The sequence below is a fragment of the Deltaproteobacteria bacterium HGW-Deltaproteobacteria-2 genome (assembly GCA_002840505.1).
GTDB lineage: Bacteria > Desulfobacterota > Syntrophia > Syntrophales > Smithellaceae > Smithella.
This window is the reverse complement of record PHBC01000006.1, coordinates 19,115-39,453: the sequence shown is the minus strand read 5'-3', so window position 1 is coordinate 39,453 and position 20,339 is coordinate 19,115. Positions and strand designations below refer to the sequence as shown.

Here is a 20,339-nt window from a genome sequence, read left to right as displayed (position 1 = left end):
TTGGACACTCATAAAAGTTACTTTTAAAACTGGTCTTAATCGTAATACGGTCAACCGTGTTATACCGATTAAAATAAAAAAGCCGCCTCTCCAAACACAGAGACGGCTTTTTAAACATATCCGGATATGTTTAATTGCCGATCTACTTTACCGCGTCTTTCAGACCTTTCCCTGCTTTAAATACAGGAACCTTCTTTGCGGCAATCTTAATGGCCGCTCCCGTCTGGGGATTCCTGCCTGTGCGGGCTTTTCTCTTACTTACACGAAATGTACCAAAACCAACAAGCGTAACAGTAGCGCCTTTCTTAAGTGCTTTCTGGATTGCCGCAAATGTTGCGTCTAGTGCCTGTTCGGCTTCTTTCTTAGTACAGGTAACTTTTGCCACTTCATCGATCAATTGAGCTTTGTTCATTGACTACCTCCTGTTTTTTATTTTAATTAGATTTATGACAAACTATACATTACCATTAGCCACAAATCAATCCAAATCACAACAATTAATGAAATTTGTCATCCAACGACATCTCTTTCCCCTCGGGATATACACAAGAGCGGAATGTAGAATACTACGTCTCTAAAATATTACCGGTGGATTATAATATTTCGCCTCAATAATTTCTTCGCGGTCATGCTTCAGCGCTTTCGGCAGGAATTCCATGATATCCGTTGCCGTGATGCCGTCGACGCCTTTTTTTGCCGCAGCCAGATCCCCGGCATAGCCGTGAAGAAATACTCCCTTGCGCACCGCCTCATCAGGTTTTAATCCCATGCCATACATTGCCGCAATACAGCCGGTAAGAACATCGCCCGAACCGGCTGTTGCCATACCGGCGTTACCGCTCAAATTGATATAAACATTGCTATCTGGTTTGCCAATCAGCGAATGCGCACCTTTCAAAACAATCGTTGCTTTGAGTCTTGCTGCAGTTTCCCGCAGAAATGTAACCTTATCACTATTGATTTGGGCTGCTGAGCAACCGGTGAGCCGCGCCATTTCGCCCATGTGCGGCGTCAGGATTGTCGCTGCTTTACGGTTGCGCAATATTCCGGGATTTTCCGCAATCGCCGTAAGACCATCGCCATCGATGAGTAACGGCACTTTTATTTTCTCTGTCAATTCCCTGACAAGCTTTACTGTTTCTTCTTGTAGGGAAAGACCCGGACCAATGACGACCATATCAACTTTTGCCGCAACATCAAGCAAAGTTTTTTTATTTTTCAGGGCAATGCTGCGCGTTTCTGTCTCTTCCTGCGGTAAATAGACCATTTCTCTACCCCGCTTCGCCACAACAGGAACAACTGATCGGGGCGCGGCAAGGCGAGCGTAACCGCCACCTGATTTTAAAAAGGACATGGCCGCGAAATAAGGAGCTCCGTAATAGTTAGCCGCTCCCGCAATAAAGAGAACATCTCCCATTGAACCTTTATAAGCTTCGACAGATCGCTGAGGAAGAGCTACATAATCATTGGTTGCAACTTTTAACTTGTTATCTTCAGTTAGCGATGGTGGAAAAGAAATGTAACTGACAAACAATTCCCCGCCAAGCCCATAACCCGGATAAAACATGTTGCCGATTTTGGGCAAACCGAAAGTAACGGTATAATCAGCTCTGATAGCTATTCCCATTACTTCGCCGGTATTGCCGTTAATACCGGAGGGAATATCGAGAGATAAAACTTTCTTTTTACTTTTGTTAATCAGTGTAATCACTTCTTCCGCCAGGCCGCTAATCGATCGATCAAGACCCGTACCGAAAATGGCATCAATAACCGCATCACAATGGGCAACTTCTTTTTTGGCTGCCGCGGCACTTTCCAGTCTAATTACTTCTATAGGTAGTTGCGCAATTATAGAGAAGTTTGTCTTAGCTGCTCCCTGATACTTACTGACATCGCCAATTAAAAAGACTTTTACGCAGCCGCCATGGGAATTAAGCAGGCGGGCAATTACCAGTCCGTCACCACCGTTATTACCGGAACCGCAAAAGATAACATATTTTTTGTCTTGTATGCCGATTTTATCTTTCAATACATGCACCGCTGCCATACCTGCATTTTCCATGAGAATTTCTTCGGCGATATTTAGCTTCTCTATGGCGTAACGATCCATAAAACGCATTTCGTCAACACTGGTTATCTTCATAATCGGTTCCCCGCAAATAGTATAACATCCTCCGGCCGAAGCCGGGGTTTTCTTAATTAAATATGCACTGGTTCAGTGGCCATTTATTCTCAAAACTTTAGCACCGCGGATTTTGCCTTCTTTTATTTCGACAAGAGCACGATTGGCTTCGTTAAGCGGATATTCTTCCACTTCCGGTATTATTGGTATCAGAGCAGCCAGAGTTAAGAATTCTTCGATATCCTGGCGTGTCACATTGGCTACGCTTTTTATTTCTTTTTCCAGCCATAGATGATCACCATAATCCAGTTGCATAAGATGATTCTTGTCTCTGTCTTCTTTACGGATAGCGTTAATGACTAATCTCCCGGCCGGTTCCAGATTTTTCAAAGTGTCTATAATCGTTTTCCACACAGGCGTCGTATCGATAATGGCATTAAGTTTTTTAGGTGATTGGGCACTTATATCCCCCGCCCAAACAGCACCCAGATCACGGGCAAAAGTCTGTTCATCTTTATTACGGGCAAAAACGAATATTTTCGTGTGAGGGTAGCGGTAACGAACCATCTTCAATACCAGATGAGCGGACGCGCCAAAGCCAGCCAGTCCCAACCGTTGTCCATCGGCTAAATTAGCCAAACGTAGCGACCGATACCCTATAGCTCCGGCACACAATAGCGGAGCTGCCTGAACATCGGAAAAAACAGCCGGAATAGCGAAAGCAAAATCCTCCGCGATCGCCAAATATTGGGCATAACCGCCGTGGACATCTCTGCCGGTTGCCCTGAAATCAGAGCAAAGATTTTCATTTTCGGAAATACATGCCGGGCACTGACCGCAAGCATAGTTAATCCAACCTATTCCAACTCTGGCGCCAATATCAAATTTTCTTGCCAGATTACCTCTTTGGGCAACCGTGCCGACTACTTGATGCCCTGGAATGATTGGTAGCTTCGATGGACGAGTTCTTCCTTCGATCTCATCCAATTCCGTGTGACAAATGCCGCAGGCAGATACTTTTACCAGAATTTCTTCCGCCCCAACCACAGGCTTAGGCAATTCAACCATTTTCAAAGGTTGTTTGTTTTCTTCTAAACTGGATATCTTCTCTAAGATTGCCGCTTTCATCTAGTCATATTCCATCAACCAATTTAACCCAGTTAGCGGGTAACATTAAAGTTGATTTAGTTTAGCCCTTCAGGGCAGCAGGCAACTCTATTTGCACATCTATCGGACGAACATATTTTTTAATGACGTCCTGTGTCGAATTCACTTTGAGCTTTTCGAATAAGAATGAGAATTGTTTTTCTAATTCGGCGCCCAACTTTTTGCGCGTTTCCGCCGGAAGATTCCACATGTCCAGTTTGAACGGACCGAATCCTTTCTTACGCGTCTTGTAAATAAATTGTTCCTCGGTATCTTTTTCTTTCCATTCGTCCTTCATTTCTTTTTTTATGTACTCATAAAGTTTTTCTCTTAAATCTCCGGGGAAATTAGGACTGTCGTAAATGATGTTCTGGAAACCAGTTGCCAGATGAATTTCAGCTGTGCCCATAGCCGGAAAGTTATCAAAGGCTTCATTGGGCAGAGTAGATGCACCGTGCTGGACCGCTCCGGCGAGGCCGTATTGAGAACGCGCCAGCGCGGATAATTTCTCCAAAACCGCAAAATCAATTTTAACTTTGGCCACGCTGCCGTCCGCCAGAGGAACGCCTCCATGCGTTGTTCCCGTCTGGACGCTGATTTTACTTATTCCTTTAAGCGATTCACCGCCTTTTTTGAGTTCTTCCAGATACCCTTCCATAAAAGCCTGGAGTTCTTCAACCGTGCTGTTTTTACCGCCGACCTCGCCGATTTCACCGCCTACGGATACAGTAATTCCTTCAGGCTCTAAATCGCGTATCATAGTGGTAAGCTCCGCCGCTAGGCTGTAGTTTGTCTTTTGCTGCTCTTTGGTGGTTGCTTTTGCCAGGTCCACCAGGGTGGAAGTGTCTATATCAATATTGTAAAATCCGGCTTCAATCGCTTCCCAAATTAAGTTTTTTACCGCCTGCGTTTCTTTAACGGCATCAGCGGCAAACTTCTTAGCATTAATTTGGAAGTGATCGCCCTGGAGGAAAATCGGGCCGTGATATCCGGTTTTGATCGCGGCAGCGGTTACAGCGCAAGTATATTCAAGAGGCTTTTGCGACGTATAACCTATCTCGGAACGGGCAATCTCGAAAATAACCGGACCTACCTGACCTTTAATTATTGCGCGAAAAACAGCCTGAGCCGTATCGTACGTTATTCCCCGAATGTTAATCGCCGGAACCGTGAAGCCTTTCAGTTCTCCTCGTCCCATTGCCTCATAAACAGATTGAATCGAAGCAGAAATAATTCCCAAAGCCGCGCCCGCGCGCCGTATCAGCCAGCGAGAAGCCTCCTGAGTCGCCTGATCAGGACTGAATACCGCTGTGTAAATCAAATCATCAATGAGTTCACTTTGAAGTCTATTTTCATCCAGAATGCGGACATCATTGCCATCCAGTTCAATTATCTTAGCACACCCATTTTGTAACTGATTCTTGTCTTTGTAAATCATAAATACTCCTTATAATGTGTATTATGCTGATAACATTTTTTTCGCCATTTGTACTTCCGTCACACTGCCAATGTAAATCGGCGAGAGCTGATTAACATTTTCTACTTTTAAAGATAAAATATCTTGATTACCGTCTGTCGCAAGACCTCCGGCTTGTTCTACAATAAAAGCCATGGGCTGTAATTCAAACAGCAAGCGTAATTTCCCCTGTGGAGATTTTTTTAGAGCGGGATAAGTAAATATGCCACCTTTTTTTATCAGGATTTGATTAATGTCGGGAACAAAACCACCACTGTAACGTAATTTGTAACCATCCTTTTCCAATTGTTCGACAAATTTAAGATGCTCCGGTATCCAATCACGGCGCAATCCACCCGGTGAAAAAATTGAGCCCTTCTCCTTCAGCCTGATATTCTCCTGAGACAAAACATACTCGCCTTCACGATCGAGAACAAATTCATGTGTACCCTTCCCTGCCGAATAGATCATCGTAATCAGCGGACCATACGTAATATAAAGCGCGGCTACCATTGTTCTTCTGCCGGAATCCAGTATGGACTCTTTATGAATGCCGATAATTGTTCCGATAGCCAGATTGGTATCGACGAGCGATGAACCATCAAGCGGATCGGCCGTTACAATGTACTTTTCTTTGCCGGTGCCGATCTTAACTATATCTTCCAATTCTTCCGAAGCGTATTCCCGCACGAACCCGGAAAATTTTAACTGACTTTTTAATATGTCATCGGAAATACGATCCAGCGCCAGTTGCTCGTCACCATAAACATTCTTGAATCCGGCAAGTTTTCTGTTGGACTCATGAATCTTTGCAGAGATATATTTACCAACAACGGCAATTTGCCAAATAAGACGCCGCAACTCTACTTCCACACCCTCCATCCACATGTGCCGTCTTAAATCAACGAAGTTTTTAGTATAATCACTATTTTCTTCTCCCATTTTATCCTCCTTTTTTGCAGAAAAATTCACGAGTTACGGCTGCCATTCCTGCATAAGTAAATATAGCAAAAAAAGTTTCTGTTATTTGTTATGCCCTGTATTATAAATCGAGCAAAATGTGCATATTTATTAACCAATATTCATTATCATTACAAGCAAATATTTACGCGGATTTAAACCGCATTAACTTATCCTGATTATTCCGGATAGCCTACAGTCTGCGACATAATAATCTTTTGATTATCACTAAGCCGCATAGCTTTTGCCAGAACATCTCTATCGATCGAACCTCTGATGACCGTTGCCAGCCCCTCTGAGGCACAGTATAAATAAACATTCTGCGCAATAAACCCGGTATCTGCGGCCGAGTAGAAATTTCTTTCTTCTGCGTTAGCTTTGCCCATTCTGGTATAATCGGCGACATATATTAAATTTACAGGCGCTTCTTTTACAAAAGCCTGCTTGCCCGTCAGCTCCCGGATATCGTTTTTGATAACCGGTTTTAATGTGTGTTCCTTGGCATTATAAAGATAGAGGCCGTCGGCCATGGCAACATAAATATCAACTTCCTGCCAATTTACAGCGGAAGGAGCGGTTCTTTTCCCTGATTCCTGCCTGTTAATTCCATTGGCAGCCCAGAGCAGATTGGAAAGAACTTCTACCGGCAGTTTTCTTGTACTGAAATCCCTCGATGATTTTCTAGCCTGCAGAGCTTGCATCAACGATTTACCACTCTTCAGATTCGGCGGCGGCAGTTTGATGGGTGATAATTCCGCTGCCCATAATGCTGTAATAAATGAAACTATAATTAACACTACAGTGCCTGTTAAAAATGTTTTCTTAAACATGATCAGCCCTCCTCTTTGAATAATGTTGGAAGTTATCTTATTCTCATAATTAATCCTTATATGTTTGACCGGATTGCCGGTCGAGATGAAGAATGATATTGAAAAATAAAATATCTGTATTAATCAGATATTTTATTTTTCAGCTCGTTCAATTTATTGAGTGCTTCCAGCGGCGACATGGAATGAATATCAAGAGTTTTAAGTTCAGTAACAATCTCTTCATTTTTATTTTCCCGCGCAATCGCGCTTTCTTTTCTCGCAAAAAGATTCAACTGGGGACTTGCATTTTTACCTTCGCGGGTTCCCCGGACTATGCGGGGCATGCCGATTTCGTCAAATTCTCCTTTTTCCAGATTGCGCAATATTTCTTTGGCTCGGGCAATTACTTCTTTGGGCACGCCGGCAATGCGCGCCACTTCGATGCCGTAACTGCGGCTGGTTCCACCCTCCATGATCTTGCGCAGGAAAATTATTTTTTCTCCCCATTCCTTAACCGCGATATTATAATTTTTTGCCCCTGATTTTGTTACCGTCAGATCCGTCAATTGATGATAGTGAGTGGCAAAAAGCGATCGAACGCCCCTTCCTTGAAAATCATGTATGTATTCGGCAACCGCCCAGGCAATGCTCAATCCATCAAAAGTGGAAGTGCCGCGTCCCACTTCATCAATTATAACCAAAGAACGTGATGTCGCATTTTTTAAAATTTCGGCTGTTTCCGTCATCTCCACCATGAAGGTGCTCTGACCTTTAATCAAACTGTCGGACGCACCGATGCGGGTGAATATTTTATCAACAATACCTATTTTAGCCCTGGCCGCCGGCACGAAACTTCCCATTTGTGCCAGAAGAACAATCAAAGCCACCTGCCTGATGTAAGTGGATTTGCCCGCCATGTTCGGGCCGGTAATAACAAGCAGTTTATTGCTTTGTAAATCCATCAAACAATCGTTCGGTACAAAGCCTTCTTTGGTCAATGCCACCTCCACGACAGGGTGGCGTCCATCTTTTATATCGATGGTATCGTCTTCATTTATTTCCGGACAAGTGTAATGATGTTTTTCGGCAACTTCGGACAGAGCGGACAAAGCATCAAGCTCGGCAACGAGAGATGAATTATTTTGAATGTCGGCGATATACTGGTCAAGACTGTCGCGCAGGGCAATAAACAGTTCCTGTTCTCTTTCCCTGATTTTTTCTTCCGCATTAAGAACAGTTTGCTCAAATTCCTTCAACTCCTGATTGATATAACGCTCGGCGTTAACCAGCGTCTGTTTTCTGATGTAGGAATCTGGAACCAGTGTGGCATTGGCTTTGGTCACTTCGATATAGTAGCCGAAAACGTTATTGAAACCGATCTTCAGAGAGTTGATTCCTGTTTTCTTCCGCTCCTCGGCTTCCAGGCCGGCTATCCATTTTTTACCGTCGCGGCTTATAAATCTCAATTTGTCCAGTTCTTCATCATAACCGATAGCAATAAAACCGCCATCCTGAGTTTTGGGCGGCGGATCGTCAATAATCGCCCGCGAAATCAACTCAACGACCGCGGACATTTCCGTAAACCGGGAACGGATCGCAGCAATCGCAGGAGAGGTGCAATCCCTAAGCATTGCTTTGAGCTCAGGTATCGCCATAAGAGAAACTTTCAGTGCGACCAAATCGCGGGGATTAGCCACCCGTAAAGAAACCCTGCCGGCCAGCCTTTCCATGTCATAAATGCGTGATAATATTTTACGCAGATTTGCCCGCAGGCTGTGATCGTCCTTGAGTTCGGCAACTGCAGCCAACCTTGTTTTGATTCTTTCTGTATCCACCAGCGGATAGTTCATCCACCAGCGCAGGCGGCGGGTTCCCATCGGCGTCAGCGTTTCATTAAAAAGTGAAAAAAGAGAGCCTGCTTTAGAGTTGTCCTGAATTGTCGCGAACAGCTCAAGATTACGGCGGGCGGTATCATCCAGCAGGAGAAAATTTTCCGTAGAGTACCATTTGATTTCGCTTATATGCTGAGGATTGATTTTTTGCGTCTGGTTGACGTAGCTTAAAATCGCGCCGGATGCGATCATTGCAGCCGGATATTCTTTTATTCTGGAACTCATCAAAACTTCGGCGGGGAAAATCTGATTCAGAGTATTCTGAACCATCGCGGTTTGAAAACAATCATCCTCCAGATAATTAATCCGGAGCTCGGGCATTTGCGTCTCCAGCGTTTTTAACAAAATCTTATCAGGGAAATCACGCGGAAGAATTAATTCCTTAAAATCCAACCCGGCGATAGCGGTGAAGAAAAATTCGCGGTCGGTAAATTCGCTGATTTGGAATTCTCCCGTGGAAATATCCAGAAAAGCCAGACCCAGTGTATCCTTGTGTGCACACAAGCAGGCCAGATAATTATTTTCACCCGCAGAAAGATTTTCTTCATCCAGAACAAGCCCGGGAGTGATAACCCGGATTACTTCTCTTTTAACAATTCCCTTTGCTTTTTTCGGGTCTTCAACCTGCTCGCATATCGCCACCTTGAAGCCCTTTTCCACAAGTTTGGTAATATAGGCGGAAGCGGCATGGTAGGGAAAGCCGCAAAGCGGCACGCTGTCTTCTTTGCCTTTATTGCGCGAGGTAAGAGTGATTTCCAGAACAGGCGCGGCAGTCACCGCGTCTTCAAAAAACATTTCGTAGAAATCACCCATACGATAAAGCAAAATACAATCGGGATGATTTTCCTTGATTTTTACGTACTGCTTCATCGCCGGAGTTAAATCGAGTGTCGCGTCTACCGCCATTTGCCGTCGTCCCCTTTTTTCAAGTCAATATAGTCAGGATCATCCGGCTTATCTATTTTATGAGTGATGATAAAGGAATTGGCCAGCCAATTGACCACACTGATGATCAGTGAACCGAAAAATGCAGCGAAAAAACTGGATACTTCAAATCCCGACACAAAATAAGCAACCAGTTTCAGCAAAAAAGCGTTGATGAAAAAATAAAACAATCCCAGCGTCAGAATGCTCAAAGGCAGAGTCAGAAGAACTACAACCGGTCTGATAAAAACATTGATCAGACCCAAAACACAGGCGGCAATAACCGCCGTTGAAAGAGAATCAACTTTGATGCCCGGAACAAATTGCGAAGCAAGCAGAATTGCCACCGTTATGATTAACCACCTTGTTATTATAACTATCATTACCCTACCTCTAATTTCAATTCACTCTTCACTCTTCACTATTCACTCTTCACCATTCACTTTTTTTCTTTTCACTTTTCCACATTAACAGTTTTTGCCGATTTGAAGAAAACCCAGGAAACACTGACACCGCTCATGATGGAAGTTTCCCTTTTTACCAAAGGACTGTCTTCAAAAGACGCTCCCTGAAGAAAATCAGTGCTGACAAAGGCATTAAAATTGAATTGTTTATAAGATTTACCCAAACCAACGGTGAGCGTTGAACCGCTGTATCCGCCACCGGCCGAATACGCGGGACGCGCTGGTGTCGCGTAAGCCGGTTCCACGGTGTAGTAATATGCATGATAACCGCTATCGGCAAACATGGGACCTACGGATATTCCCAGATTTAAACCGGTTTCGGGGATTAAATCATCTTTTACAAAATTAATTCGCGGACTGAATACCCACCCCTCGCGACGCACGGAAGAAAAATCAGTGGAAAAAAAAGCTCGCACCGGCAAGGACAAACTTAATTTAAACTTATCTTCTTTGCTTTCCCAAAGTTTAATCTTTAAGGCCGGTCCTAATTCAAAAGTTGCATCCAAATCCTCCATTCCGTTGCGGGCGGAGTTATCGGAACTCTTTACCGGCACAGCGCCAAAGCCGCTAAAATCCAGCAAAATCCGATCTGTTTTAAAAATCTGTCCGGTTATGCGCTGTTCGTCTACTTTTAAAAAGTCGCCGCGATAAACGAGATAAGGATAGGGCAGCAGATACAGCCTGTTTTCATCCGAGCCCCGGTAATCTGGCATCTGGAGCAGCCCCAAACCTACACCTAATTCCCACAAAGGCTTACCTGGCGGCTTCTCGAGAGGTTTTTCTTCGCAAATTGCACTGACGGGCAATAAAAAACTCAAAAGCAATAAAGCAATTATTACCCTGTAACGAATGCGCATATTTTCACCTACTGCCAATCCTAAATCAAATCTCTATTTATATCGTGTCATTCCCGCGTAGGCGGGAATCCAGTTTTCTTTTTTCTGGATGCCGTTCTGCAACGGCATGACAAAAATGGTGTCATTATCCGGCTTGACCGGATAATCCAGTATTTTACTTTATTGGGCGTTGATCATAATTTCTATTTATCAAAGGACACAAACATCTTCGCCTTCGCGCCGCAAACGGGACATTCATCAGGCAGAACGCCGTCGGCGACATAGCCGCATACTTTACAGACGTAGTAAGTCGTTTCCCTTTCTTCCATGTAGTGCGACATTGCCTCTTTATAAAGCTTGGCGTGAGTTTCCTCCACATCCTTGCTCTGGCTGAAATGCAGCACAGCCTCCTTATTGCCCTCTTCCTCCGCCAGTTTGACAAACTTGTCATAAGCAACTTCGGCAACCTGTTTTTCCGATTCGAAGCTGGCGGCCAGATTCTCTTCCGTGCTTTTTATTTCCTTAAGCACCCTCAAAGCTCTCGCGCCGTGAATCTCTTCCGAAAAAGCTATAACTCGGAAAAGCTTTGCCATTTGCTTGTAGCCTTCATCTTCCGCTTTCTGCGCGTAAACCTTGAGCCTAAGTGCGGCCTTTGCTTCACCTGTATACGCCTGATTTAAAGCATCCTGAATTTTATCCATATTGTTATCCTTGATTATAAATTTTTTTCCCCCAGTTTCAAATCAAAGATGATATCAAGGCGGCAAGGAGGAGGCTCCGCAGGCGTATATGAAAATACGTTGAGGAAGCTGACGACGAAGCCAACAAAGGTAGCGCTTTGATTTGAAATTGGAATCGTTATTCCGGAGAGAATTCACTCTTCGCCGCCCCGCACACCGGACAAGTCCAATCATCGGGTAATTCTTCAAATGGAGTTCCCGGAGCAATCCCACCATCATTATCTCCCTTTGCCGGATCGTAAACATAACCACATACACCGCAAACATATTTTTCCATCATTCACTCCTTAATATTTTTTAAGCTTTAAAGATTTTTGAAAAATCCCCCTCAATCCCCCTTTATAAAAGGGGGAAGAATGACACGTATTCTTTAATTGGTAATCGTTCTTTTTAGCAGTTCCTCTGCAATATTTTTCCCCAACTCATGACACTTCTTCAGGACATCGTCTCCGGGAGCGTTCTTCACCGCAATTGATTCAAAAACAATATTCACCTTCATTTCCTTGAGTATTGTCTCCAAATGTTTCACTGATTCTCCGCTCCATCCGTATGAGCCGAAAGCCGCGCCGATCTTATTTGCCGGTTTCAATCCCTTCAGATAAGTCATCACATCCGCCATCTGCGGCAGAATATTGTTGTTGAGCGTCGGCGAACCGACAATCAGCGCACCGGCGTCAAGTACTTCATAAACTACTTCACTGCGGTGAGTTTCATTCATGGACAGAAGTTTTACCTTCACGCCCGCCTCCGCCAAAGCCTCGCTGATGGCACGAGCCATTTTCTCGGTGGAATGCCACATCGTCGCATAAACCACAACCGCTTTGGCCGTAGGTTTTTGCGAAGCCCATTTTTTATAAAGATCAATTATCCAGCCAAGATCTTTGCGCCAAATCGGTCCGTGATCGGGAGCAATAATTTTGATTTTTAGCCCCGCTGCCGCAACCTTTTCCAAAGCCTTCAGAACAATTGCCGAATAAGGCAGAACGATATTGGCGTAGTAGGTCGCCCCTTCATATTCCAGAGTTGCTGCCGGAATTTCATCGGCAAAGCGCTCCAGCGTTGCCAGATGCATGCCGAAAGCGTCCTGCGAAAACAAAAGTCCATCATTGGCCAGATATGTAAACATGCTGTCCGGCCAGTGAATCATGCGTGTTTCCATGAAAGTCAGGTCCATATTGCCAAGGCTGAGAGTTTCTCCATCCTTGACGGGCATGATTTCATGTTCATCATGAAACAATTCTTTCAAAGTTTTTACGCCAGTTGCCGAAGCGAAAACCTTTTGAGGTTTGATTAAATCAATTACTTCGGGCAGACAGCCGGAATGATCCATTTCGGAATGATTGGAAACGATATATTTTATTTTGGAAGGTTCGACGACGGATTTAATACGGGCCAGCATCTCACCCATAAACGGCGCTTTGACCGTATCGATTAAGGTAATATCATCCGCCATCACCAGATAAGCGTTATAAGTACTGCCGTGCGGCGTGGTGTATCCATGAAAATCGCGGATTGTCCAATCGATGGCACCGACCCAGTAAACATTATCAGTCACTTTTACAGCCGAATAAATATCCTTCATTATTTCACCTCTTCCTTGATTTACGTTGCGAATAATATAAGTTCTCATAAGGCAATGTCAATCAATACTTATACCAATTTGCCTGTATTTCACACCTTGCAGAAATAACTGCCATTTTGCTTTTTTATAATATTGACATACCTCTCTTTTATTCCTATAGTTTTCAGAAAAGAGATATTGTTTTCCAAATGATTGACAAAAGAAAATTAAAGACTACACGCTTCCCCTGGCCAATTGACCTGTCATGGTTCTTACTGCAGCGGAAAATATTAGGGCGTAAACTACCGCTCCTGGCCAGCTTCAAGGTTACTTATCACTGCAATCTTACCTGCCGTGCCTGCCCTTTTCATCTGCGCTCTGATGATGAAAACGCTCAAATGTCCTGGAATACGGCAATCGGGGCATTGGAATCACTGCACCGCTTCGGCACCCGGATGGTCGTTTTTGAAGGTGGAGAACCGCTGCTGTGGCGCGATGGATCATATCGCCTTCACGACCTTGTCTTTTATGCCAGAAAAAACTTCCTGCGCGTGGCGGTGACAACCAACGGCACACTGCCGCTGGATGTTCCATGCCATACACTGTGGGTGAGTCTGGATGGCCTGAAGGAAACTCACGATTCTTTGAGGAGCAATTCCTTTGACCATATTTGCTCCAATATTAAAAAAACCCGGCATCCCCGGGTTTTTATTCATTGCACGCTTAATCGACACAACTGGCGTGATGTAGAATCTTTGGCAAAGTGGGTACAGAAAATGCCGACACTAAAAGGTATGACCGTCCAGTTTTTCTATCCTTATAATCAGGGAGAAGATGATCTTTCTCTTTTACCGGAAGAACGCCGTGCCGCCATTGAAAAATTGCTGGAACTAAAAAAATCGGGGTTGCCCATTTTAAATTCGGCAGGCAGACTCAAGGCCATGGTTGAAAATCGCTGGTCCTGCCATGATGATATCCTGATTAATATCGATCCTGATGGCACTATTTCGAAAGGCTGCTATGTCAAAAGCCGGGGCGAAATAAATTGCGACGCCTGCGGATTCACACCTGTCGCTGAAGCATCCGGTGCTTTGGACCTCATTCCGGGATCGCTGTATGCGGGATGGCAGTTGTTTCTGAAGACTTAAGTACAAGCTAAAAAAGAAATTTACCGAACAGGGCTACATCTTGGCGTCCTTTATGATCTTCAAAGCTTCCTGATACAATTCTATAAAGGAGCCGATGATGGCAAGGAAAAACAAACCCAGCATGAATTTCGGGCCAGTGCCCAGCAATTCATCCAGAAGGTGACCGAGCCAGAGGAACAGAACAGAAGCAAGCACCAGCGCAAATCCCCAGGCCGAAAACATAATGATTTCATGAAACGACACAGAGTCTATATAGCGTCTTTTGCGTCTGCTTATTGACATCATTGATTTCCTCATCTCCTCTGTTTGCCTTTGTTAACGAAATAATCCTGCCAAAATGTTAACGCGTCCCGAAAATATCGTTCTTCCTTAACTATAAGATAATTATCAATTCACAGTCTTTCAAGAGGAAACCGTATTTTGTTTATGAGCTTTGATAATATATTTAGACTGTTGAACAAGTCATGAAGCAATTCCCCTTTTTACTTGACATAATCCCTCCACCCTTCTATCTTTGTTTTTGTCATTTTTCTCGCATAGAGTAAATGTACTTTCGTCCGGGTTAAAGTAAAAAAGAGCATAAGCATGTCCGATAGAAATTATAAAAATATCTCCGTAAACAATCACATCAGCCGCAGAATAGCTTGCGGTAGCAAAAGCAGGTCCTATTCGTGGAAGTTTTTATTGCTTCTGGTGCTGATTTTGATTTTGCCTCTTTCCTCAGTGGCCAAAAATATTACCTGCAACCGCCTGCCCCTGCTGATGAAAAGTTTCCTGTATAATCATTACGCGATAAAGAATTTGACCGGAGATGTTAAAACTCACGCCATCGATAATATGATTCAACGTCTGGATCCCTCTAAAACGTTGTTGTACGCATCCGATTTGGGAAGATTGAGACCATATCTGCAAAATTTGTTCGCCAGTATGCAAACTGTCAATTGCGCTTCACTCAATCCGGTTTACGATTTGCTCGTCTCACGGGCGCGGGAAAATGAGGCTATTGTCAAAATGATTGTTGGTCCAGACTACCGCCTTGATGAAACTTTGGAGTTGGACATCGACGTGAAAAAGCGACCCTATGTGAAGACGACGGCAGAAAAGAAAATACTGCTGAAAAAAGTGGTACAATTCCAGATCGAAAACGATCTGCTGGCGGGTATCGATTTGGCCGAAGCCAAGAAAAAACAGATTCATCGTTATGAACTGCAGACTATGAGAATAGTCGAGCGTAATCCCGAAGCGCTAATTATGCTCGCCGCTGAGGCTTTCGCTCAATCCTTAGATCCGCATACGAGCTATTTATCTCCTGACAACCTTGAAGATCTCCGGATTCAAATGCAACTTTCCCTGGAAGGGATTGGAGTTGTCCTCAGAAGCGACAACGGTTTTACCATCGTTGAGGAATTGATCCCCGGTGGAGCCGCTGAACGCTTAGGTCTGCTGAAGCCTGCGGATAAAATCATTGCCGTGGCTCAGGTAAAAGAAAAACCAGTTAATATTATTGATATGGACCTGCGCGATATTGTCAAGATGATTCGCGGCAAAAAAGGTACACCGGTAACCCTGACAATTCTAAGACAAGCAGAACGCACATACCGCTTCGACACCACCATCATACGTGACAAAGTCGATATCAAGGAGCAGGAAGCTAAAATTACCTACGAGTCTCGAAAGGTGAACGGAAGGCAGTACCGGTTTGGCATTATCGACCTTCCGTCTTTTTACGGCGACGAGAAAGGCGACAAGTCCTGCTATGAAGATGTGAGAAACCTTCTTGTTGAGGCCCGGCATCAGCACGTCGACGGCATTGTGCTGGACCTGTCACGTAACGGAGGAGGACTACTCGCTGAAGCAGTGCGTGTTGCCGGTCTTTTTCTTGGCGAGGGTGCAATCGTGGCAACCAAAAACAGTCGCGAACAAGTCGCGATTTATGTCAATAGTTCAGCCAAATCGGAAACAAAAGGTAAATATAAAGTTATTAAGTTCCCTGCCGGGAATTCCCGCGAGGTATACACGGGCCCCCTGGTCGTGTTGACGAGCCGTTTAAGTGCCTCGGCCAGCGAGATCGTGGCGGGCGCCTTAAAAGACTACCATCGCACGGTTATAATTGGTTCTGACCACACCTTCGGTAAGGGATCCGTGCAGATACTTACGCCACTACCTGAAGATCTGGGTGGTATGAAAGTGACAACGTCATTGTACTTTCTTCCTGGCGGCAAGTCCACACAAAAGACTGGCGTAGAAGCAGATGTGCGGCTGCCTATCTTTTTCACCCTCGAAGATATTGGTGAAACGTCGCTGGATTACTCTCTTCCCTCCCAAACTATCGCACCCTTCCTGGACTTGTATGGAAATTCCGTGCCGCTGTGGACAAAGGTGGAACAGCCTATGCTAGTGAAGCTGTCAGCAAGGTCTAAGGATCGGGTAGCTAAAGATGCCAAGTTCGCCGAAATCATCAAGAACAACAAAGAGGCCGCCGGAAAGAAAGGCATTATCCGCCTCGCGGACTTGCGCAAAGAAGTGGAGAAGGAAGGCGGCGGCAAGGAAAAGAAGACGCCGACTGAACTTAAACAGAAAGCCCGGGATCAGTATGCTCCCTTCGTGAATGAGAGCGTCAACGTTCTCTTCGATATGGTGATGCTGAGTTCGGTCCAGTCTGTACCCCGTAACTTAGGTGCCCCGGCAGGGCGTTGAACAAAAACGTCGATTTCTCCGATAATCGAACATTAGAAGACACTATTTCTTTATTGTCTTTAAACTCTTTCCGGCACTACAGACTATATTCTTAAGTTTATCAGCATTGGAATCGAAAGGAATAGCATTCCATTTACTAACAAATGATTTAGGTTCCGGCGCAACAACAACACCTTTTGCATCATTAATAGTCATACGAGAAGATTTTACTTTATCATTAACGCAGTCAATTTCGATCAGCATCAACTGATGATTCAACATGTCAGGATTCTGGGGAGCTTTACCTATGCTTCTGAGAGATAAAAAATTATTTGTTTTAGCGTCTTCGTTTAACATTATTTTAATCCATACGCTAACAATGTTTTTATCTACTTTCTTAATGCTGGTTTTATCATAATATTCTTTACCTATGTTAGATGACGCATAGAATATCCAGTCGGCCGCCCATGCCTGATTAGCGAATAGAAAAAAAATTGCTAAACAAATAATGCTCTGAACATTTTTTATTTTCATCATCTCTCCTTACAATAATATTTCAATTCAACTTTTTTTACCGATAACCTGAATAAGCTGACGCATTAAAGGCCCTCGAGGTTATTTGGAATCATGCGTAAGTTGAACACACAATAGCACAAGTCATTATTTTAAAGAAATGGAAAATACAATGCGTCTTCAATAACGAATTGAAGTCTTAAATATTCTTTGAGGCTGATAATTTGGATATTTCCAAAAAATGGCAATAATTGGCATTAAATCATCTTAACGCCGGCGTCAAATGCGGTTAAATTTATTTTGCGTTTATTGGCAGGGAGACTTTTTGTTATTTCTTTTTCAAAAGCTTGACGGTTAATCGGCAGCAATGATGCACCCGCCAGTGCTCCGATCATAACGATATTACTCAAGACGGGATTGCCCAAATCAACCGCCACGGATGTAGCGTCAATAATCCAGCTTTTTGCCGCCAGTTTTGAAAACATTGATTTAACTTCATCAAGAGAAGGATAATTAAACTCACCGGTGATGACGCCCATAGGATAAACCATGCGCGAATTAGCCAGAACCACGACATCAGGATTGCCGTATTTAGTGAGCACTCTGAGCGCTTCGACGGGCTCCAGTGCAATGACAATGTCCGCTTTGCCCTGCGGAATCTGCGGACTTAAAACGGAAGTTGATGACACGCGCAAATGACTCATCACGGAACCGCCGCGCTGGGACATGCCGAAGGTTTCGCCGATCGTGACGATAAAGCCCGCGTTCACCAGCATTCCGGCGAGTACTCTGGAGGCCATGACATTGCCCTGCCCGCCAACACCGGTAATGATAATATTTGTCGGTTCTTTGGTTAAAGATATCTTCATCTCGCTGTCTCTCATTTTTTAATTTCCTCCCTTGAGGGGAGGAAATTAAAAGGAGGGTGGAAATTATTAATCAAATCCCCCGCCCTTTAATTCCCGCCCACCAGGGGCGGGAAACCTTACTGGCTACCAAATGTCTGTGCCCCACGCATACGGAGTTGCCTCTTCCTTGCCGCCTCGGTATACTTTTTACTGCAAATTTGTACTTAAAATTCTTTTCCTCATCATCCCGCCGCCTCCGTTCTGGTAATCGCTTTTTGCGGACAGATTGAATAGCAGACGCCGCATCCCGCGCAGATGACTTCATCAACTGCAGCTTTCTTCTTTACCCGATCCCATGTCAACGCCGGACAGCGGAAAATTCTCGTGCATAAACGGTTGCAACCGCAATTATCACCCAGACAAAGTTCTTCACTAACTTTCATCTGGTATCGTTTCTTGCCTTTCTTTTCGGGACTCAACGCGCAAGCCTGCTTCAATATGAGTACCTTCAACGAGCCGCGCTCGGCCATAAAAGACGTCAGAATTTTACTGGTTGCTTCCAGATCGAAAGGATCGCTGACGGCAACTTTTGCTCCTATCGCTTCGCAGATTACGGCAATCTCTACAGACGGAAGAGGTTCACCTATGGCGCTCTCATTAATACCGGGATGCGGCTGGAATCCGGTCATAGCCGTCCCCGCATTATCCATAACTATAAAAGTTATATCAGCTTTGTTATGCCGGGCGTTAATCAGCGCCGGAATAACGGCGTGATAAAAAGTGGAATCGCCGCAAACCGCCATGACTGGTTTATCCAAACCGAAAGCTTCCAGTTTGGCAAATCCGCTGGCCAGGCCTGTGCCCGAACCCATGGAATGAAGAGTGCGCACTGTATTGAAACCGATTGCCGGCCAAAGCGAGGCCATCGCGTAACAGCCGATGTCTCCGCAAACAATGCCCTCACGGCCGTCCAGTTTCAGCGCCGTGTTGATATTCCAGAATGACGCGCGGTGCGGACACCCCGGACAAAACGTCTGTTCCCTTGGTGGAATCAATGGCGCTATTTTTTTTATTTCCTTAAGATAACCGGCGGGCAATGATTTGGTTTTGATCTTCATTATTTTGCCCAGAGCCGCGGCAACAATTTCGGGATTCAACTCGCCGACTGAAGGAAAAGTCTTATCTATTTTCCCGTAAAAAGTTTTGATGCCCGTATCTTTGAGCATGCCCATCGCGGCGACTTTGATATTTTCTTCGAGAAATGGCAGGACTTCTTCCACAACCATAATCTTATCGGTCAGGCACAGATATTTTTTCAAAAGCTTAACAGGCAGAGGCCAGGTGCAACTGAGTTTTAAAATTCCGACCCGTTTCTGCAGGCCCAGCATTTCAATGGCTTCCCTGCTGTAAAGGAAACAGGCGCTGCTGGTAATTATCAGAAGCTCCGGACGTTTGGGACCCGAGTATCCATTGAAAGGACTTTTTTCAAAAAGTTCTGCGGCTTTTTGTATTTTTTTCTGCTGAAGATTGTGTTTGATAACAACGGGTGTGCTCACTACCGGCCCTTTCAAAGGATCCATAAATGATCCGTCGGAAATAAAAAGGGCTGTTCTGGTTTTTTCCGGCAGTCTGCCGCAAATAACGTTACCGCTGGCGTGAGACATACGTGTCACCGAGCGCAGGATAACCACATTTCTGATTTTTTCCGATAACTCAAATGCCCATCTGGTTAAATCCTTGGCTTCCTGAATATTGGCCGGCTCCAAAAGCGGAATTTCGATCATGCGAGCAAAATATCGCGATTCTCCCTCATTGACACTTGATAGAGCGCCGGGATCTTCACATTCGACCAGAACTATTCCGCCGCGCGTTCCCGACGAGGACAGATGCAAAAGAAAATCGGAAGCAACATTGACGCCATTTTGCTTCATCACGCACATCGAACGTAAACCGGAGAAAGATGCGGCGGCGGCTACTTCCAGCGCAACCTTTTCATTGGTTGACCATTCCACATAGAGGTTTCTTTCACGGGCGACCTCCGACAGGCGCTCAATGACTTCCGAAGAAGGCGTACCGGGATAACCGGAGACAACACTAACGCCGGCCTCCAGCGCGCCGCGCGCGATTGCTTCATTGCCCATGAATAAAACTTCTGTTTTGGCCGGTGACAATAATTTGTTCATAATCTTATTCTCACATTTATGTCATTTCGATGCGGAGCGAGAAATCTTATCTTTAATTTGT

General features: G+C 44.7%; 18 protein-coding genes. 2 read left to right on the top strand and 16 right to left on the bottom strand.

From position 1 onward, the window contains the following. Positions 1-142: 142 nt before the first annotated feature. The 12 genes from CVU62_12140 to CVU62_12085 all read right to left on the bottom strand — a co-directional run bounded on the left by CVU62_12140 (position 143) and on the right by CVU62_12085 (position 12,931). Positions 143-412: a DNA-binding protein HU gene (locus tag CVU62_12140; protein PKN36847.1), complete on the bottom strand. Its 270-nt coding sequence runs from the start codon at positions 410-412 to the stop codon at positions 143-145. A 162-nt stretch (positions 413-574) separates the two neighbouring features. Then, positions 575-2,143 (bottom strand): bifunctional ADP-dependent NAD(P)H-hydrate dehydratase/NAD(P)H-hydrate epimerase, encoded by a 1,569-nt coding sequence (locus CVU62_12135; GenBank protein ID PKN36846.1) that lies wholly within the window; start codon positions 2,141-2,143, stop codon positions 575-577. A gap of 72 nt (positions 2,144-2,215) precedes the next feature. Continuing rightward, positions 2,216-3,250 (bottom strand): alcohol dehydrogenase, encoded by a 1,035-nt coding sequence (locus tag CVU62_12130; GenBank protein PKN36845.1) that lies wholly within the window; start codon positions 3,248-3,250, stop codon positions 2,216-2,218. Between the two features lie 61 nt (positions 3,251-3,311). Continuing rightward, positions 3,312-4,706, bottom strand: a complete 1,395-nt coding sequence (locus CVU62_12125; protein PKN36844.1) for an aldolase — start codon at positions 4,704-4,706, stop codon at positions 3,312-3,314. A 21-nt stretch (positions 4,707-4,727) separates the two neighbouring features. Then, the gene (locus tag CVU62_12120; GenBank protein PKN36843.1) at positions 4,728-5,666 is read right to left on the bottom strand and encodes a fructose-bisphosphatase class I; all 939 of its coding nucleotides are present in this window, start codon (positions 5,664-5,666) and stop codon (positions 4,728-4,730) included. Between the two features lie 197 nt (positions 5,667-5,863). Further along, the gene (locus CVU62_12115; GenBank protein ID PKN36842.1) at positions 5,864-6,514 is read right to left on the bottom strand and encodes a nitroreductase; all 651 of its coding nucleotides are present in this window, start codon (positions 6,512-6,514) and stop codon (positions 5,864-5,866) included. Between the two features lie 119 nt (positions 6,515-6,633). Beyond that, on the bottom strand, positions 6,634-9,291 hold the full coding sequence (locus CVU62_12110) for a DNA mismatch repair protein MutS (GenBank protein ID PKN36841.1): 2,658 nt from the start codon (positions 9,289-9,291) through the stop codon (positions 6,634-6,636). Beyond that, on the bottom strand, positions 9,282-9,692 hold the full coding sequence (locus CVU62_12105; protein ID PKN36840.1) for a phage holin family protein: 411 nt from the start codon (positions 9,690-9,692) through the stop codon (positions 9,282-9,284). The genes CVU62_12110 and CVU62_12105 overlap by 10 nt, the downstream gene beginning before the upstream one ends. Positions 9,693-9,763: 71 nt before the next feature. Then, positions 9,764-10,630, bottom strand: coding sequence for a MipA/OmpV family protein (locus CVU62_12100; protein PKN36839.1), 867 nt, complete (start codon positions 10,628-10,630; stop codon positions 9,764-9,766). A 182-nt stretch (positions 10,631-10,812) separates the two neighbouring features. Continuing rightward, positions 10,813-11,310, bottom strand: coding sequence for a rubrerythrin (locus CVU62_12095; protein ID PKN36838.1), 498 nt, complete (start codon positions 11,308-11,310; stop codon positions 10,813-10,815). Between the two features lie 157 nt (positions 11,311-11,467). Further along, positions 11,468-11,626, bottom strand: a complete 159-nt coding sequence (locus CVU62_12090) for a rubredoxin (GenBank protein ID PKN36837.1) — start codon at positions 11,624-11,626, stop codon at positions 11,468-11,470. A 93-nt stretch (positions 11,627-11,719) separates the two neighbouring features. Then, complete coding sequence (locus tag CVU62_12085) at positions 11,720-12,931, bottom strand: MBL fold metallo-hydrolase (GenBank protein ID PKN36836.1); 1,212 nt, start codon at positions 12,929-12,931, stop codon at positions 11,720-11,722. A 188-nt stretch (positions 12,932-13,119) separates the two neighbouring features. Here CVU62_12085 and CVU62_12080 point away from each other — a divergent pair, with 188 nt between their 5' ends. Beyond that, on the top strand, positions 13,120-14,058 hold the full coding sequence (locus CVU62_12080) for a hypothetical protein (GenBank protein PKN36835.1): 939 nt from the start codon (positions 13,120-13,122) through the stop codon (positions 14,056-14,058). Between the two features lie 33 nt (positions 14,059-14,091). Here CVU62_12080 and CVU62_12075 read toward each other — a convergent pair whose 3' ends face one another. Then, on the bottom strand, positions 14,092-14,355 hold the full coding sequence (locus CVU62_12075) for a hypothetical protein (protein ID PKN36834.1): 264 nt from the start codon (positions 14,353-14,355) through the stop codon (positions 14,092-14,094). Positions 14,356-14,643: 288 nt separating this feature from the next. Between CVU62_12075 and CVU62_12070 the strand changes: the two genes are divergently transcribed. After that, complete coding sequence (locus CVU62_12070; protein PKN36833.1) at positions 14,644-16,755, top strand: tail-specific protease; 2,112 nt, start codon at positions 14,644-14,646, stop codon at positions 16,753-16,755. Positions 16,756-16,797: 42 nt separating this feature from the next. On the opposite strand, the gene CVU62_12065 is transcribed toward CVU62_12070, so the two are convergent. From CVU62_12065 to CVU62_12055, 3 genes are all read right to left on the bottom strand, one after another. Further along, positions 16,798-17,268 carry a hypothetical protein gene (locus CVU62_12065; GenBank protein PKN36832.1) on the bottom strand — a complete coding sequence of 157 codons (471 nt, stop codon included), beginning with the start codon at positions 17,266-17,268 and terminating at the stop codon, positions 16,798-16,800. Positions 17,269-17,504: 236 nt separating this feature from the next. Next, the gene (locus CVU62_12060) at positions 17,505-18,116 is read right to left on the bottom strand and encodes an indolepyruvate ferredoxin oxidoreductase (protein PKN37037.1); all 612 of its coding nucleotides are present in this window, start codon (positions 18,114-18,116) and stop codon (positions 17,505-17,507) included. Between the two features lie 221 nt (positions 18,117-18,337). Then, the gene (locus tag CVU62_12055; protein PKN36831.1) at positions 18,338-20,278 is read right to left on the bottom strand and encodes an indolepyruvate ferredoxin oxidoreductase; all 1,941 of its coding nucleotides are present in this window, start codon (positions 20,276-20,278) and stop codon (positions 18,338-18,340) included. Positions 20,279-20,339 lie beyond the last annotated feature (61 nt).